The organism is Pseudonocardia yunnanensis (assembly GCF_039534065.1).
Classification (GTDB): Bacteria; Actinomycetota; Actinomycetes; order Mycobacteriales; family Pseudonocardiaceae; genus Pseudonocardia; species Pseudonocardia yunnanensis.
Genome location: NZ_BAAAUS010000059.1, coordinates 78,151 through 92,135, shown reverse-complemented (window position 1 = coordinate 92,135; position 13,985 = coordinate 78,151). Strand labels below are relative to the sequence as shown.

General features: G+C 67.4%; 13 protein-coding genes. 4 read left to right on the top strand and 9 right to left on the bottom strand.

The features are described from left to right. Positions 1-12: 12 nt before the first annotated feature. The 3 genes from ABD743_RS39590 to ABD743_RS39580 form a co-directional block, all read right to left on the bottom strand. Positions 13-738, bottom strand: coding sequence for an alpha/beta hydrolase (locus ABD743_RS39590; protein WP_344729059.1), 726 nt, complete (start codon positions 736-738; stop codon positions 13-15). 249 nt (positions 739-987) lie between these two features. Next, positions 988-1,962: an AraC family transcriptional regulator gene (locus ABD743_RS39585; RefSeq protein WP_344729057.1), complete on the bottom strand. Its 975-nt coding sequence runs from the start codon at positions 1,960-1,962 to the stop codon at positions 988-990. 150 nt (positions 1,963-2,112) lie between these two features. Then, positions 2,113-2,490: a DUF4267 domain-containing protein gene (locus tag ABD743_RS39580; protein WP_344729055.1), complete on the bottom strand. Its 378-nt coding sequence runs from the start codon at positions 2,488-2,490 to the stop codon at positions 2,113-2,115. A 106-nt stretch (positions 2,491-2,596) separates the two neighbouring features. On the opposite strand from ABD743_RS39580, the gene ABD743_RS39575 reads away from it, so the two are divergent. Beyond that, positions 2,597-3,172: a TetR/AcrR family transcriptional regulator gene (locus ABD743_RS39575; RefSeq protein ID WP_344729051.1), complete on the top strand. Its 576-nt coding sequence runs from the start codon at positions 2,597-2,599 to the stop codon at positions 3,170-3,172. A 126-nt stretch (positions 3,173-3,298) separates the two neighbouring features. On the opposite strand, the gene ABD743_RS39570 is transcribed toward ABD743_RS39575, so the two are convergent. Both ABD743_RS39570 and ABD743_RS39565 read right to left on the bottom strand, forming a co-directional pair. Next, entirely contained in the window at positions 3,299-4,813 is a 1,515-nt protein-coding gene (locus tag ABD743_RS39570) for a GMC family oxidoreductase (protein WP_344729049.1), read from the bottom strand. 270 nt (positions 4,814-5,083) lie between these two features. Further along, complete coding sequence (locus ABD743_RS39565; protein WP_344729047.1) at positions 5,084-5,851, bottom strand: SDR family NAD(P)-dependent oxidoreductase; 768 nt, start codon at positions 5,849-5,851, stop codon at positions 5,084-5,086. A gap of 86 nt (positions 5,852-5,937) precedes the next feature. Between ABD743_RS39565 and ABD743_RS39560 the strand changes: the two genes are divergently transcribed. Together ABD743_RS39560 and ABD743_RS39555 are read left to right on the top strand one after the other, a co-directional pair. After that, a complete protein-coding gene (locus tag ABD743_RS39560; protein ID WP_344729045.1) occupies positions 5,938-6,714 on the top strand; it encodes an IclR family transcriptional regulator in 777 nt (258 codons plus the stop codon). Between the two features lie 198 nt (positions 6,715-6,912). After that, entirely contained in the window at positions 6,913-8,310 is a 1,398-nt protein-coding gene (locus ABD743_RS39555) for an MFS transporter (RefSeq protein ID WP_344729042.1), read from the top strand. 4 nt (positions 8,311-8,314) lie between these two features. On the opposite strand, the gene ABD743_RS39550 is transcribed toward ABD743_RS39555, so the two are convergent. From ABD743_RS39550 to ABD743_RS39540, 3 genes are all read right to left on the bottom strand, one after another. Next, complete coding sequence (locus ABD743_RS39550; protein ID WP_344729040.1) at positions 8,315-9,169, bottom strand: LLM class flavin-dependent oxidoreductase; 855 nt, start codon at positions 9,167-9,169, stop codon at positions 8,315-8,317. A gap of 205 nt (positions 9,170-9,374) precedes the next feature. Beyond that, entirely contained in the window at positions 9,375-10,160 is a 786-nt protein-coding gene (locus tag ABD743_RS39545; protein WP_344729039.1) for a hemerythrin domain-containing protein, read from the bottom strand. A 76-nt stretch (positions 10,161-10,236) separates the two neighbouring features. Next, positions 10,237-11,208: a helix-turn-helix domain-containing protein gene (locus ABD743_RS39540; RefSeq protein ID WP_344729038.1), complete on the bottom strand. Its 972-nt coding sequence runs from the start codon at positions 11,206-11,208 to the stop codon at positions 10,237-10,239. A gap of 527 nt (positions 11,209-11,735) precedes the next feature. On the opposite strand from ABD743_RS39540, the gene ABD743_RS39535 reads away from it, so the two are divergent. Beyond that, the gene (locus ABD743_RS39535; RefSeq protein WP_344729037.1) at positions 11,736-12,242 is read left to right on the top strand and encodes a hypothetical protein; all 507 of its coding nucleotides are present in this window, start codon (positions 11,736-11,738) and stop codon (positions 12,240-12,242) included. A 90-nt stretch (positions 12,243-12,332) separates the two neighbouring features. Here ABD743_RS39535 and ABD743_RS39530 read toward each other — a convergent pair whose 3' ends face one another. Beyond that, the gene (locus ABD743_RS39530; RefSeq protein WP_344729036.1) at positions 12,333-13,736 is read right to left on the bottom strand and encodes an FAD-binding oxidoreductase; all 1,404 of its coding nucleotides are present in this window, start codon (positions 13,734-13,736) and stop codon (positions 12,333-12,335) included. Between the last annotated feature and the right edge of the window lie 249 nt (positions 13,737-13,985).

Below are 13,985 nucleotides of genomic sequence, written 5' to 3'. Positions count from 1 at the left end.
CGGCGCCTTTCGTCAAAGGCTGAGTTCTTCTCGGATAAGCCCGGCCAGCTCAGTCGGCCGGGAAAGGAACGGCGAGTGCGAGGACTGAATTCGCCGCACCCGCTCGGCGCGCTTCGCCATCATTTCCTGGACGGATGGTGGGAGCGCCGAATCCGCCTCGCAGATGAGGTAGGTGCTGGGGTGATGGCGCCAGGCCGCTTCGGTCAACGGCTGCGTCACCGCGGCGAGCGACTGGAGACGGAGTTGTGCGACGGACTGCTGCGCGAGATCCGGTTCCAGGTCACCGTAGAGGATCTCCACAGGGTCCGTCAGCGTGATGTAGACGCCCCCGTCCCCACCCGTGCCGACGTGCACCTCCAACCCCGGCATTTCGTCGCCCAGGATCGAATGCGGCGCCTCACCGACGTCGAGTTGGAAAGCTGCGAGGTAGACGAGGCGTCTGACGTTCTGTGCCGAGGCGACCGCCTGCGTCACGGGGTGGCCACCGTAAGAATGCGCGAGGACCACCACCGGACCGTCGATCGCGGCGACGGCGGCTGTCACCGCGGCGGCGTCGTCGTAGAGATTGCCGAGAGCGGCCGGATCACTGCCGGTGGACGGCAGCGCGACGGTATGCACGTCGATGTCCGGAAGCTGGTTGATCAGCCGCTGCCAGGCCCAGGGCCCATGCCATGCGCCGTGAACGAGAAGAAGCGCGGGAAACGAGGTCATTCGAATCTCCACATCGGAATGAATCACGAATCAGCTGGCGACTTCGTCGGGCAGCCCAGCGTCATCATCAGACAGAGACGAAGAAGGGAGCGAAAGGGATTTACAGCAATCCAGACATCCGCGCTACGCGATCAGGGATCGAGAGCCAACCGGCGTCGACACCGATCGCCGCAAGCTCGGCATCGGCGGTTGCGGTCATGTCATCCCATCTGAGAAGTCGCTGTATCAAGCCCAGTCGATCACACCGCGAGCTCGGCTGGACACGACGATTCCGGCTCAGCCTGGAGGCATTTTCGGCGACTCGGTTGTGGGAGCGGGTCCGGGATGGATGTGCTCGCGCCGCCAGCCGCCCGGCGTCATGCCGTACTGCCGCCGGAACGCCCGCTCGAACGTCCTGAGGTTGAGGAACCCGACGGCAGCCGCGACATCCGACATCCCGAGCCGGGCGTATCTCGGGTCGGAGAGCATCGCCCGGGCCGCGACCAGCCGCTGCTCGCGCAGGTACGCACCAGGCGTCGTCCCGATCCGTTCGAACAGGGTCTGCGCATGGCGAACCGACACATGGTGCCGCCGCGCCAGCTCCTCGGCCCCCAGCCGCGGGTCGGCCAGATGATCGCGCACGTGCGTCCGCATCATGTCGAGCAGGACATGCGCGGGGCCGCCGTCGCCCGGCACGGCGGGGGTGACGTCCCGCAGCGCCATCGCGAGCAGATCGATCGCGGCCTGCCCGGCGTCGAGTCGCTGCGACGCCGTGAGGTCGTCCGCGACGTCGAACAGCCGATCCAGGTAGCCCGACAGCATCTGCATGGCCGGCGCGACCGGGTCCATGCTGCGTGCACAGCCTTCGGTGATCTCGGCCGTACGGAGCGGGAGCAGATCACGGGAGAAATGCAGGGTAAGGCTCCGGCCCTCCCCCGAGGAGAGCAGCTCCCACGCGCTGCGCGCCTCGTACAACACGCCCGAACCGGCTTTCAGCTCGGCGACGCGGTCGTGCTGGCGGACGTGGCTGCGACCCGCCGCATGCACGCAGAAGAGCACCACGTCGTCTCCCGACGTCTTCGCGGCCATCCTGTCGGTCCGGAACGTCCGATGCGACCCTCTCGAGTAGGCCCGAGAAACCGTGACGGCTTCACCCATCTCCTGCAGCGCCATCCGCCCGCGGAAGTCGGGACGAGTCCGCGTGATCACCGGCATGAAGCTCTGGCGGGCCAATTGTTCCAGCCCCTCGCCCGAGTACTCATGGATCTGCACGGCCCGACGCTAGTGGCCGGCTTGCATCGTTGGCCGGGTGATCGATGTGGCGACAGGCGGACAGCATCTCGGAGGTGATGTCGACCGAAGGTGTTCGTCCGGCCGGTCAACGGGCCTCCACGGATCCGGACTTCATCGGCGTGACAGCGGTCACGCGACGAGCAGGAGCACGCTGATCGCCAGCATCACCACGGCGGTGGCCCCGTGGATGCCGTAAACGGCCGCCTTGGGCCCGTTGCTTCGCAACACGATCAGTGCGTCGCCGACGGGAATGCCGGCGGCGGCCAGCATGAACCAGCCCAGCACCTGGGGTGTCGCCAAAAGCAGCACGATGACGATGAAGACGCCCGAAGCTATGTCGCGCACGGCCTTGACGGACAGCCATGCCTGGAAGTCGCGGTCCTCGGTCCGCGTGTCGGGGATGCCAAAGCCAACTGCGGCCTGCGGCGCCCAGAAGGCGCGCGCGCCCATGACGATGATGCCCAGGCCGATCAGTCCGGCGAGCACGTTGGCGACGTTGGTGAGCACGGGTTGCTTCCCCCTCTTGGTGACAGCGCACCACCTAGCGGCGCTAGTAGTCGTAGCGACGGTATTCTGTCCTCGACAGGATGTCTAGCGTTGCTAGGATGTCGTCATGTCCGCCATCAGCGAGCGCCGCGAACGTGAACGCGCCCACCGTCATCAGCTGATCATCACGGCCGCGCGCGAACTCGCGGAGACCGAAGGCTGGGAGGCAGTGACGACACGACGGCTGGCCGAACGCGTCGAGTACAGCCAGCCGGTGCTGTACAGCCACTTCAACGGCAAGGACGCCATCGTGAGCGCCGTCGCCCTGGACGGATTCAGCGAACTTGCCGCAGACCTGCGCCGCGCACGGCAGGCCGTCCCCGAACCGGGACAGGCCCTGCGCGCCGTTTGCCGCGCCTACCTGGAGTTCGCGACCGAGCGACCTGCCCTGTACCAGGCCATGTTCATCCTGCCCACCGACTTGAAGTTCGCGAGCGCCGAGACACCGCCCCCGCTGCGGGCTGCTTTCGACGAGTTCGTCAACTGCTTTCGCCCGGACAACGAGCAACGCGAACTATTCGCCGAAGTCATCTGGAGCGCATTGCACGGCATGGCCGTCCTGTCCGACAGCGGCCGTATCCCCCCGGACGGACAGGAGGAACGGCTCGACTTCCTCGTCACCCGGATCGCCGATACCCGGTGAGGCCGGACCACGCCATAAGGGGCTACCCGGAGGCGGTGCGGCGGCAGGGCCTGGACAACTGGATCGCCGGCGGCTTCCTCGCCCGGTGAACATGACGAGGGCTATATGTGCGCCGGTCGAACATCGTCAGGGCAGCAGCATCTCGGCGGCGCGTTCGGCGATGGCGCAGACGGTGGCGTTGGTGTTGGCCGAGGGAATCGACGGGATGACGGAGCCGTCGGCGACCCGCAGCCCGTCGACACCGTGCACGCGCAGGGTGGAGTCGACGACGGACAGGGAGTCGGTGCCCATCCGGCAGGTACCGACGGGGTGGTTGTACGCGGCCAGCGTTCTGAGCACGTACTCCCGCAAGCCGGCGTCGTCCGTCACCTTCGGCCCCGGGAGGGCCTCGCGCTCGCGCCATTCATCGAGCGCGTGCGCCTCACCGATCTCCCGGGCCAGACGCAATCCTTCGACCACGGCAGCGAGGTCGCGGTCGTCGCCGAAGTAGTTCGGGTCCACGAGCGGCGGGACGCTCGGATCCGCGCTCGCCAGACGGACACTGCCGCGGCTGAAAGGCAGTATCGGCGAGACGGCGATGGTGTAGCCCCACCCCATTTCGGGCACGTCGGCGGCCGGTATGTGGCCCGGGGCGTCGAGGAAGAGCACCTGAAGGTCGGGCCCGTCGAGCCCGGACCGGCTGCGCACCAGGCCGAACGCCTCGCCGTGGTTGTTCACCCCCGCCGGGACCGGACGTGCCGCCCGGTAGACGATGTTGGTGATCGGGTGGTCGTGCAGCTTCTCCCCGACGCCCGGCAGGTCCACCACGACGTCGACGCCCGTGCGACCCAGGTGCCCCGCGGGACCGACGCCGGAGAGCATCAGCAGTTGCGCCGAACCGATGGTGCCCGCGGTGAGGATTACCTCGTCCGAGCAGCCGACCGAAACGGTGCCAGTACGGGTGCTGTACTCCACTCCGGTGCACCGCCCGCCGCTGATACTCAGCCGGTGCACCAGGGCCCCGGTCACCACTGTCAGATTGGGACGGTGCACGGCAGAGGTCAGGTAGGCGTCGGCTGCGCTCTGCCGTCTGCCGTCGACGATGTTCAGGTCGGACCAGCCGAACCCCTCCTCCGCTCCCCCGCTGATGTCGGCCGCGCTCAGGTGACCGACCTGGGCCGCCGCCTCGAGCAGGGCGGCCACGACCGGGTGCGGAGGATCGGGCGGTCCCACGGTCAGCGGGCCGCCGACCCCGCGCAGAGCCGGATCCCGTCCGACGGTGTTCTCGCTGCGCTTGAAATAGGGCAACAGGCCGTCGAACCCCCAGTCGCTCAAGCCGGCCTTCGCCCACGCGTCGTAGCTGGAGCGATGGCCGCGGACGAAGTTCATCGCGTTGATGGCCGACCCGCCACCGAGCGCACGCCCGCGCGCGATGGGGACACTGGCGCCAGTGGCCCGCTGCGGGACCGTCATGTCCCCCCAGTTCGCCGACGTCTGCAACAGCTCCGGCCAGGCCGCGGGCGTGGCCATGTCGGTCGAGGTCTCCGCTGTGCCCGCTTCCAGCAGCAGGACGCGCGGGCCGTCGCGCTCGGACAGCCGCGCGGCGATGACGCTGCCGGCCGTACCGCCGCCGACGACGACGTAGTCATAGCTGTCGGTCATCGATTCCATGGGTCCCCGATCCAGTCGATCGATTGCGCTGTCTCCGTCGTCAACGCCCCTCTGTCAACGACAGAGACGCGAGCTTCAGTCGACGCATAATGCGACGCGCAATGGTGACGGTGATGGGACCAGTCAACCGGACGCGCCGCCCGGAGCCCGGTTACTCTCACTGCCAGCTTTCCCGCCGACTGATTTCACCCGAGAAAGCGAATAGTGCTGCCCTCCCGCGTGATCCGCCTATCGTGACCCCGGTACGCCGCCCGTCGCCCGCTAGGCCACGCCGCCGTCCACGAGAAGGATCTGGCCGGTCATGTAGGAGGACGCATCCGAGGCCAGGTACAGCACGCTCGACGCGATCTCTCCCGGCGTCGCCTGCCGACCCAGCGGCACCATCCGCCTGACCAGTTCGTCCTGGGCCGCACGCCCGCCCATGAAGTCGACGGCCGGATCATTGAACGGGGTGTCCACCCAACCCGGGGCGATGGTGTTCACCCGGATCCCTGCCGGGGCGAGCTCCATTGCCAGAGCCCTGCCGAAGGCGACGATCGCACCCTTGGAAGCCGAGTACGCGGTGAGCCCCGGACCACCCTTCACAGCGGCCAGCGAGGCCGTGAAGACGATCACGCCGCCGCCCGCCGCCTTCAGATGGGGCGTCACGTACTTGGCACCCAGGAAGCAGTGTCGCGGGTTGACCCGGAACAGGGCGTCCCAGTCCTCGGTGCTGAACTCCGTCACCGGGCCGGAGCGCTGCAGCCCCGCGTTGAAGAAGGCCACGTCGACGCCGGCCAGACGCTCGGCGCTCGTCTCGATCAGCCGGGCCACCGACTCCTCGTCGGCGACATCGGTGTGCACGAAGGATGCCTCGCCGCCTTTGTCCGTGATGGCACGGACCGTCTCTTCAGCCGCCTCGGTATTGAGATCACCGATCACCAGGCGCGCTCCGTGCGCGGCGAGCAACAATGCGGTTGCTCGGCCGATGTTCGTCGCGCCACCCGTGAGTACCACGCGCTTACCGACAAGTTGTCGCAAATCGTCCATTACTCCCACTTTCACATGTTTCGGTATGCTAAATGTGTCTCGCGCAGCTTAGCAATTACCACTGGCACGCCGAGTATTCTTGGCAAGTGCCACCATCGACCGAGTCGGGCCTGTCGTCCGTGGGGCGCGCCCTCCGATTGCTCGAGGCCGTCGCGGAAGGGCCGCCCCTGGGGGCCACCGAGCTCGCCGCGCGGCTCACCACCTCGAAGGCCACCGCGTTCCGCCTCGCTCGCACTCTTCAGGCCAACGGCTACCTGGAACAGTTGGAGGACGCGCGCTACCGGCTCGGCGCTCGCTGCCTGGTCCTCGGCGCGCGGGTGTCCAGGGAGATCGACCTGCGCCAGGAACTGCGCGGAGCCGAGGAAGAGCTGCACGCCAGAACCCAGGAGACGGTTCTGCTGACGGTCCTGGCCGGCCGGTTCGCGGTGTGCCTGGACTCGATTCCGTCGAACCATGCGGTCGTCACCGTCGCGCAGATCGGCACGGTCTGGCCGCCGCACGCGGTCTCGGGAGGGCTGGCCATCCTGGCGGAGGACGACGAGCTGCGTGACGAGTACCTGGCCGAACCGCTGACCAGTCACTCACCTGACACGATCACCGATCCCTCGGCGCTCCGGGAGGTCCTCGTCGAGGCACGCAAGGTCGGCTACGCGGTGAATGACAACTACCTTCGCCCGGGGGTGTGCGCGATCGGCGCGGTCGTGCGCAGGCCGTCCGGCGAAGCGGTGGCCGCGCTGTCGGTGATGCTGCCCGAGTTCCGCCTGCGCGAGACCGGGGTGGAGGTACTCAGCCGGACGGTGTGCTCGGTGGCCGATCGAGCGAGCCACCACCTCGGCTGGCGGCCCACCACGCCGGCCGGCTGACACACGCCGAGAACCTGGCGCCGCCGGCTGCGGAGCGTGCCCGGTGGTTGACTCCTTTCCTGAGCGCGTTTCGCTATGCGGTACAGGATTGCAATTCGCGGAACGTCTTGCTTAGTTTGAGCCCAACGTCGCAGAGACTCTCCGACCCCGGCTCGAAGCCGGGGGTTGTCCGCGGCATGTCACATTGGGGTTGCATGCATGGCACTTGACGAAATCGCCGCTCCGCGTCGGCGTCGCGTCAGAATCGGTTACAAATACTCCTGGCTCGCGCTCGTCGCACTGTGGCTCGTTTACGCGATGAACGGCATCCTGCGCAACCTGGTGTTTTTGGTCCAACCCTCCATCGTTCAGGAATTTCGGGTGACTCCTGGCGAGCTCGGACTGTTCACCGGATTCCTCACGCTTGCCCAGGCCGTCCTGGTTCTGCCGCTGTCGGTCTGGTCCGACAAGGGTGGGCACGGCTGGGCGCGGAAGTTCCGCGAGCTGCCGGTGGCCCTCGGCTACCTGGTGTTCTCCCTGCTCACCGGGATCGGTGTCCTGACCCACAGCTTCATCAGCCTGTTCTCCCTGCAGGCGGTCAAGAACGCGTTCAGCGGGACCGGCGAGTCGCTCGAGGTCACCGCGGTGGCGGAATGGTGGCCGGTGGAGCGTCGAGGCTTCGCCCAAGGCCTGCACCACACGGCGTTTCCGTGGGGAACGCTGATCGGCGGCTGGGCGGTGGCCGCCATCCTGGCCGGCTTCGGCAGCGAGAACTGGCGCTTGGTGTTCCAGCTGGTGCCGCTGATCACCATCCCGATCCTGATCTTCTACTGGTGGGTCTCGAGCAAGGGCCGCTTCGACGCCTTCGTCGCGGACACCCGCGCCCGGGGCCTCACCGTCCCGGTCACGGGCGGCGCGGCTGACCGGGAGGCGGCAGGGTCCGCGCCCGGGGCGGTCCGCCGCGCGCTGCGCAACCCGAACGTGCTGGTCAGCGCGATAGCGTCCGGCCTCGGCCTGGCGATCTACACCGGGATCAACTTCTGGATCCCGCTGTATCTCGCGTTCGTCGCGCACTACGACTTCGCCCAGGTAGCTGCGTACAGTGTCGTGTTCACCATCACCGGTGGCATCGGCCAGATCCTCTGGGGGAGCGTCTCCGACCGCCTCGGGCGCAAGTACACCCTGATCATCTGCTTCCTGTGGCTGACCGTGGCAGTGCTCCTGCTGCAGCAGACCGGCATCAGCCTCGGCTGGCTCATCGGCGTGCAGCTGTTCCTGGGTATGGCCACCAACGCCATCTACCCGGTGCTGTATGCGCTGTCCTCGGACTCCAGCGAGAAGGGCGCGGTCGCCATCGGCAACGGTCTGCAGATGGTCGGTCAGGGCATCGGCGGCCTGTCTCCCATCCTGTTGGGCTGGCTGATCGCTTTCGGCGGGGGGTTCTCCAGCGTCCGAGGGTTCGACTACGGCCTCTACTTCCTCGCCGCCCTGCAACTACTGGCCGCGATCCTGATGGCACTGTTCACCCGGGAGACGATCGGCATCTTCAAACACCGCGACCGCGCCCTGGTCTCGCGCAAGGCGTGCAATATCGACGCCTCGACCGCCGGCCGGTGAGCCCTCAGAGAACGATCTCGGCCAGGCGGGAGATCTCGTCCACGTCGTCGGTGGCGCCGATGAGGATGAGCTCGTCGGCGCCGAGGTCGGTGTAGGCCCGCACGGCATCCTTCACGGCTTCGGGTGAACCGCTCACGCCGTCCGCGACGACATTCGAGAAGTCCTCGCCGGTGACGTCGTAGTAGTGCTTGACGTTGGTGCGCCCCTGCTCCACGTCGCCGAGGGCGAAGTAGCCGAGCGCAACGATCCGCGGGTCACCGTCGCGGCCCGCGTCCTTCCACGCGACCCGAGCCGCTTCGATGTACGGGGCGACCATGGGCGCCGGAATCGCGCCGCCGACATAACCCACCCCTTCACGCGCCATGCGGGCGTACGCCGGCGCACTGTTGGCTCCGAAGAGCATCGGCACCTGACGAGTGCCCGCGGGCACGGCGGGGTTGGGCCCGCCTCCGACGGGCTCGCCGTTCCAGATCTTGCGGTAGACCTCGAGATCGCGGTCCATCCGCTTGCCACGGCCGGCCAAACCGAACCCGTCCACGACGAAGTCGTCCGGGCGCCCACCGACACCGAACCCGATCGTGAGCCGATGGCCGGAGACGCCGTCGATGCCGGCAAGCTCCTTGGCCAACAGCTCCCCGGGCCACACCGGCGCGAGCATGACGTGGCTGAGCAGCCCGATCCTGCTGGTGGCACCCGCCGCCGCCGCGAGCGTGACCGTGTCGCTCACACCCGGGAAGGCATAACGACCGACGGTGCCGAGCGAGGAGAATCCGGCCTCCTCGGCCTTGGCCGCCCACTGCGGAATTGTCTCGGGCCGGACATTGTGGACCTGATTGGGGAGCCCGATACCAATCTTCATACAGATCTCCTAGTACCGATCACAAGGTGCGCGGGGGCCGGCACGGCCGGCTTCGTCAGGTCGTTCCGACGCACGGCCGAGCCATCGACAAAAGCCTAGCCGCCGCAACGCGCGACTCCTCGCGGGCGAGGTCGACACGGCTGGATCGGACATCCACGACGCGACTTTCCAGAACCGGCATCATCTTCTCGAAAACGCTCTTGGCTCAGAGTTGGGTACTGCGCGGCGGGGTGGATGTACCGTGAATTTTCTCGGCGTGTGTCGCAAAGGCCTGCGCTGCCGTCCGCCGGATGATCGGCCCTATTTCGGCCGGCATGTTGGAGATGGCGGCGTCCACGATCTCCGGGTCGCCCTCGTACATCGTCATGCCGAACATGAGCGGCATGTCCGAGGGGGCCAGATGCTCGGCCGCCGAGGCCTGGATCATCTGGTTCCACTCGGCAAGGGCGATGCACTTCTCCATGATCGGAACCACGTTCTCCTCCTCGAAGCGCATGTGCTCCAGAAGGACGGGAAGCATTCGGTCGAGGGCGGCGCTCACCCGCTCGCGGCCACCGGCAGTGGCGTCCCCCCGCCAGCACGTGACCGCCTCGTCGAGCTCAGCAGCAGCCCGCTCGATCTCCTTGTGCTGCTCCTCCACGTGACGGACGTGCGGCACGATGTCGACTGCACCGCGTTCCCGCAGGATCGGCCAGACCTGCGCGTCCTCGAACCCGTGGTGGCCGTGCAGGGCGTCGGCCACGAAGTCGATATGGTCGGCAACGGTATCCACGCGCTCCTGACCGCCGTTTCCGGCGGACTGGACCACCCGGGGCATGAGGGAGAACTCGCGCCGAAACATCCGGTGCAACATGTCCATTTCGCGCGCGTCGAAGAACTGCCCGGCGCCTACCATTTCCAGACCTTTCGTGGGATAACCAAAATCCACTTCTGGGGACGAACCAGACGAACGACACGAAGATGAACAAGTTCGTGGGTCCGGCGGCGGCATGGTTCCCCTTCTGCGAAGTCGCTGTGCCGGGCCAGTCGATCGCACCGCATCCGCAACGGAACACGGTGATTCCTGCTCAGTGTGGAGGCACTTCCTGCAGCACAGACGCCGGGGCGGAAGCGGTGCGGCCGTGCTCGCGCCGCCAGCCGGCCGGAGTCATCCCGTACGCCCGCAAGAACGCCCGCTCGAACGTCCTGAGGTCGCGGAATCCGACGGCAGCCGCGATACGCGACATCCCCAACCGTGTGTACCTCTGATCGGACAACATCACCTGTGCGGCGAGCAGCCGCTGTTCGCGAAGGTAAGCACCGGGCGTCGTCCCGATCCGTTCGAACAGGGTGTACGCGCGGCGGACCGACACGTGGTGCCGGCGCGCCAGTTCTTCGACCCCGAGATTCGGGTCGGCCAGGTGATCACGGACATGCATCCGCATCATGTCGAGCAACACGTCCCCGGGTCCGTTCCCACTCGGCACGGAGGGTGCGACGTCCCGTACCACCATCGTGAGCAGATCGATGGCGGCTTGCCCCGCGTCGAGCCGCTGCGGCGCCGTGAGGTCGTCGGCAACCGCGAAAAGTCGACTGAGGTAGCTGGTGAGCACCTGCATGGCCGGCGCCGCGGGGTGCATGCTGCGTGCGCATCCCTCGGTGATCTCCGCGGCACGGAGCGGGAGCAGCTCGCGTGAGAAACGCAAGGTCAGGGTCCTGGTCTCGGTCGACGAGACCCGCTCGGAGGGGCTACACGCCTCAGCCAGAAGCCCCGTTCCGGCCGTCATCGCGACGAACCGGTCGTTCTGGTGGACGCCGCACTCACCGGCGGTCTGGACGCAGAAGAGCATCAGATCGTCCTCCGACGCCCTCGCTGCCATCCGGGCGGTCCGGATCGCCGACATCGGTCCCCAGTGCGCCCGAGAGAGCGCCAGAGTCTCGCCCAACTCGTGGAGGGCCATCCGACCGCGATAGCCGGGAGCCGTCCGGGCGATCACCGGCACGAAGACCTCACCGGCGACATCTTCCAGCTCCGCGCCGGAGTACTCGTGGATCCGCACGACCCGAGGCTAGCTGTGGCCATCCGCCCAGGTAGGAGGCGTGCCAGGAGCTCCAGCCGCCGGCGTGCCTCGTCGTTCGCCGGAGTGAGCACCAACAACTGCTGTCCTTGGTCGGGAGTGACCAGAGTTTCGCAGTCCATCAGCAGACGACCCACCCTCGGGTCGCGGTCGTCGTCGGAGAGGCGCAGGGCCCGGGCCAGAGCGCCGACCAGTTGCGCGGCGCGCGGTGACCGTTACCCGTCCGCTTTCATGTCCAGCCTCGGCGTGGGGAACTGAGTGAGGCGTCCGGCGGATCGAGCGCTTCCCAGAGATCCGGCGAGGAGCCTTGGCGCGTGAATCGGCCTCCGGACTCGGCGGGCGGTCCGGTCGCCGGCACCAATGGCCCGATGCGGCGCGATACCTGATCTTATCGACGTTCGACACGCTCCGCCCATTCGCATACAGCGCGAAATCTCGACAGCTTTCCCTGCCCCGGTTGGTGGCTCGCTAGGCTGGGCGTAGATCTCTGCGGTGACGAGGAGTTGCGAATGATGATATCCATCTATCGCTTTCTGGCCTACCTGATGGTGCTCGCGGTGGTCTTCCAGGCTTCGGTGATCGCATTCGCGGTGTTCGGTTTGCGGAACTGGGTCACCGTGGACGGCGGTGCGCTGGAAGGAGGTTCCCTGCGTGGCGAACCGGCATACACCGGGCAGATCGGGTTCCTGCTGCACCAGAAGAACGGGCAGATCGTCATACCACTGATCGCGATCCTGCTGCTGATCTGTTCGTTCTTCACGGCGGTGCGACGCGGAGTGATCTGGACCGCGGCGCTGGCGGCGACAGTGGCGGTACAAATCTACCTGGGTACCTTCCCCATCGGACTTCCCGCGCTGGGCATCCTGCACGGGATCGGAGCTCTCGCGATATTCGCGTTCGCGTTGATCAGCGCGACTCGCCCGAGGGTCATCTTCGCCGCGCGGCACGCCGCGCCAACCCGCCGGAACAAGGCCGACGCGGCCAAGTTCGGCTCGGGTTCCGGAGAGGTCACATAGGTCGCGGCCGCCGCCCAGGGGACGGAGCTTCGGGAGTAATTACCTCGGCAGCGCCCGGGAGGTGATGCCGGGCGCTGCCGGGCGCTGTGGTCAGGCGGGACGGATGTTGAGGTTGCGGTGGAACAGGTTCTGCGGGTCGTACTCGGCCTTGATCCGGGCCAGCCGCGGGTACTTCTCGCCGTAGGTCGCCCGCACCCGGTCGTCCTCGACCTCCGACATCGCGTTGACGTAGCTGCCGATGCCGATGGAGTACGGCTGCAGCGCCTCCCAGAAGTCCCGCACCCAGTCCCGCTCGGCTGCCAACTGCTCCGGCTTCTCGCACACGGCCGTGATGAAGAAGGCGAAGTGGGGCTTGCGGACCCCGCCGAACGCGGTGGCGGCGTCGGCAGTGTCGCAGTAGGCGCCGTCCATCCACATGAACAGCATCACGGAGTTCGGTGACGTGCGCAGCGGCGCCTGCGTGACGAAGACCGAGATGACCTCCTCGGTGAGTTCCTCGATGTAGGTGCCCTTCTCGTAGCAGTGCAGGCCCCAGCGAGTCGCCTCGTCGAAGAGCTGCTGCAGTTCGACGAAGGGCGTCGGTGCGACCATGTCGAACAAGGGCGGCAGCTGCTGCCGGATCCGCTCGACCAGTCGGGCATGCACCTCGCCGCCGGCGGCCTCGGGGCTGAGGTCGGCGAGCAGGAGAACGTAGCCGTGCTGGTACTTGTACTGCTCGGGCACGAACGGGGCGTCCGGAGCCGTGATGGCGCCCATCGCCAGGGCGAACTGGCGGGGCAGCTCGTCGAGGAGTGCTTGGCCGAGCCGGAACATCTCGGCGGCCTGGTCCTGGCCGTAGAAGAGCAGGGCGAACTGGATGGTGGGCCCGACCTCGTGCAGCCGGAACTCGAACTCGGTGATCACCCCGAAGTTGCCGCCGCCGCCGCGGATCGCCCAGAACAGGTCCGGGTTCTCGTCGTCGGCGGCCCGTCGCACCTGCCCGTCTGCGGTGACCACGCGTACCGACACCACGTTGTCCAGGCTCAGCCCGGATTTCCTCGTCTGCCAGCCGATGCCGCCGCCGAGAGTCAGCCCGCCCACACCGGTATGACTGATCATCCCGGCCGGTGTGGCGAGCCCGTGCTTCTGAGTGGCGGCGTCCATGTCGTTCAGCAAGGCGCCGCCGCCCACCTTCACGCGCAGGGCCGACGGGTCGACGTGCACGCTGTTCATCCGTCTCAGGTCGATCACCAGCCCGTCGTCCACGGTGGAGAGGCCGGCGAAGCTGTGGCCGCCCCCGCGCACCGCGATCTCGAGTCCGGCGTCGCGGGCGAACATGATGGCGGCGGCCACGTCGGCCTCGGACTCGCAGCAGACGATCACTGCCGGGTGCCCGTCTTTGTCGCCGTTCCACACGCGCCTGAATTCGTCGTAGTCGGGCGACTCGGGAGTGATGAGCGATCCGGCCAACGTGGCGCGCAGAGCGGTGACGTCGCCGGTGATTGTGCTGGACATCTAGGAGGACCTCCGTCGTACCTAAATTGTTTGCGACCGGCGACTCCAGGCCCGCCTGCCGCCGGCGACATCCTCGTCGGATCAGCCGAATCTACCCCAGATTACGGGCCGGAGTCTGGCGCCAATTGCGGCGAAGGTGATCTTGCGGGCCCACGTTTGCCTCCCCGCAGACTCGGAATTGCGACAAACGGTTGAGAAATGGTCCGAGTGGTCGGACAGCGACACCAGCCACCTGCCCGATCCCGGTAG

Coding starts and splice junctions, on each gene's coding strand:
- ABD743_RS39535 (WP_344729037.1), top strand. CDS start 11,736: ATGATGATATCCATCTATCGCTTTCTGGCCTACCTGATGGTGCTCGCG.
- ABD743_RS39545 (WP_344729039.1), bottom strand. CDS start 10,160: ATGCCGCCGCCGGACCCACGAACTTGTTCATCTTCGTGTCGTTCGTCT.
- ABD743_RS39570 (WP_344729049.1), bottom strand. CDS start 4,813: ATGACCGACAGCTATGACTACGTCGTCGTCGGCGGCGGTACGGCCGGC.
- ABD743_RS39530 (WP_344729036.1), bottom strand. CDS start 13,736: ATGTCCAGCACAATCACCGGCGACGTCACCGCTCTGCGCGCCACGTTG.
- ABD743_RS39575 (WP_344729051.1), top strand. CDS start 2,597: ATGTCCGCCATCAGCGAGCGCCGCGAACGTGAACGCGCCCACCGTCAT.
- ABD743_RS39555 (WP_344729042.1), top strand. CDS start 6,913: ATGGCACTTGACGAAATCGCCGCTCCGCGTCGGCGTCGCGTCAGAATC.
- ABD743_RS39550 (WP_344729040.1), bottom strand. CDS start 9,169: ATGAAGATTGGTATCGGGCTCCCCAATCAGGTCCACAATGTCCGGCCC.
- ABD743_RS39565 (WP_344729047.1), bottom strand. CDS start 5,851: ATGGACGATTTGCGACAACTTGTCGGTAAGCGCGTGGTACTCACGGGT.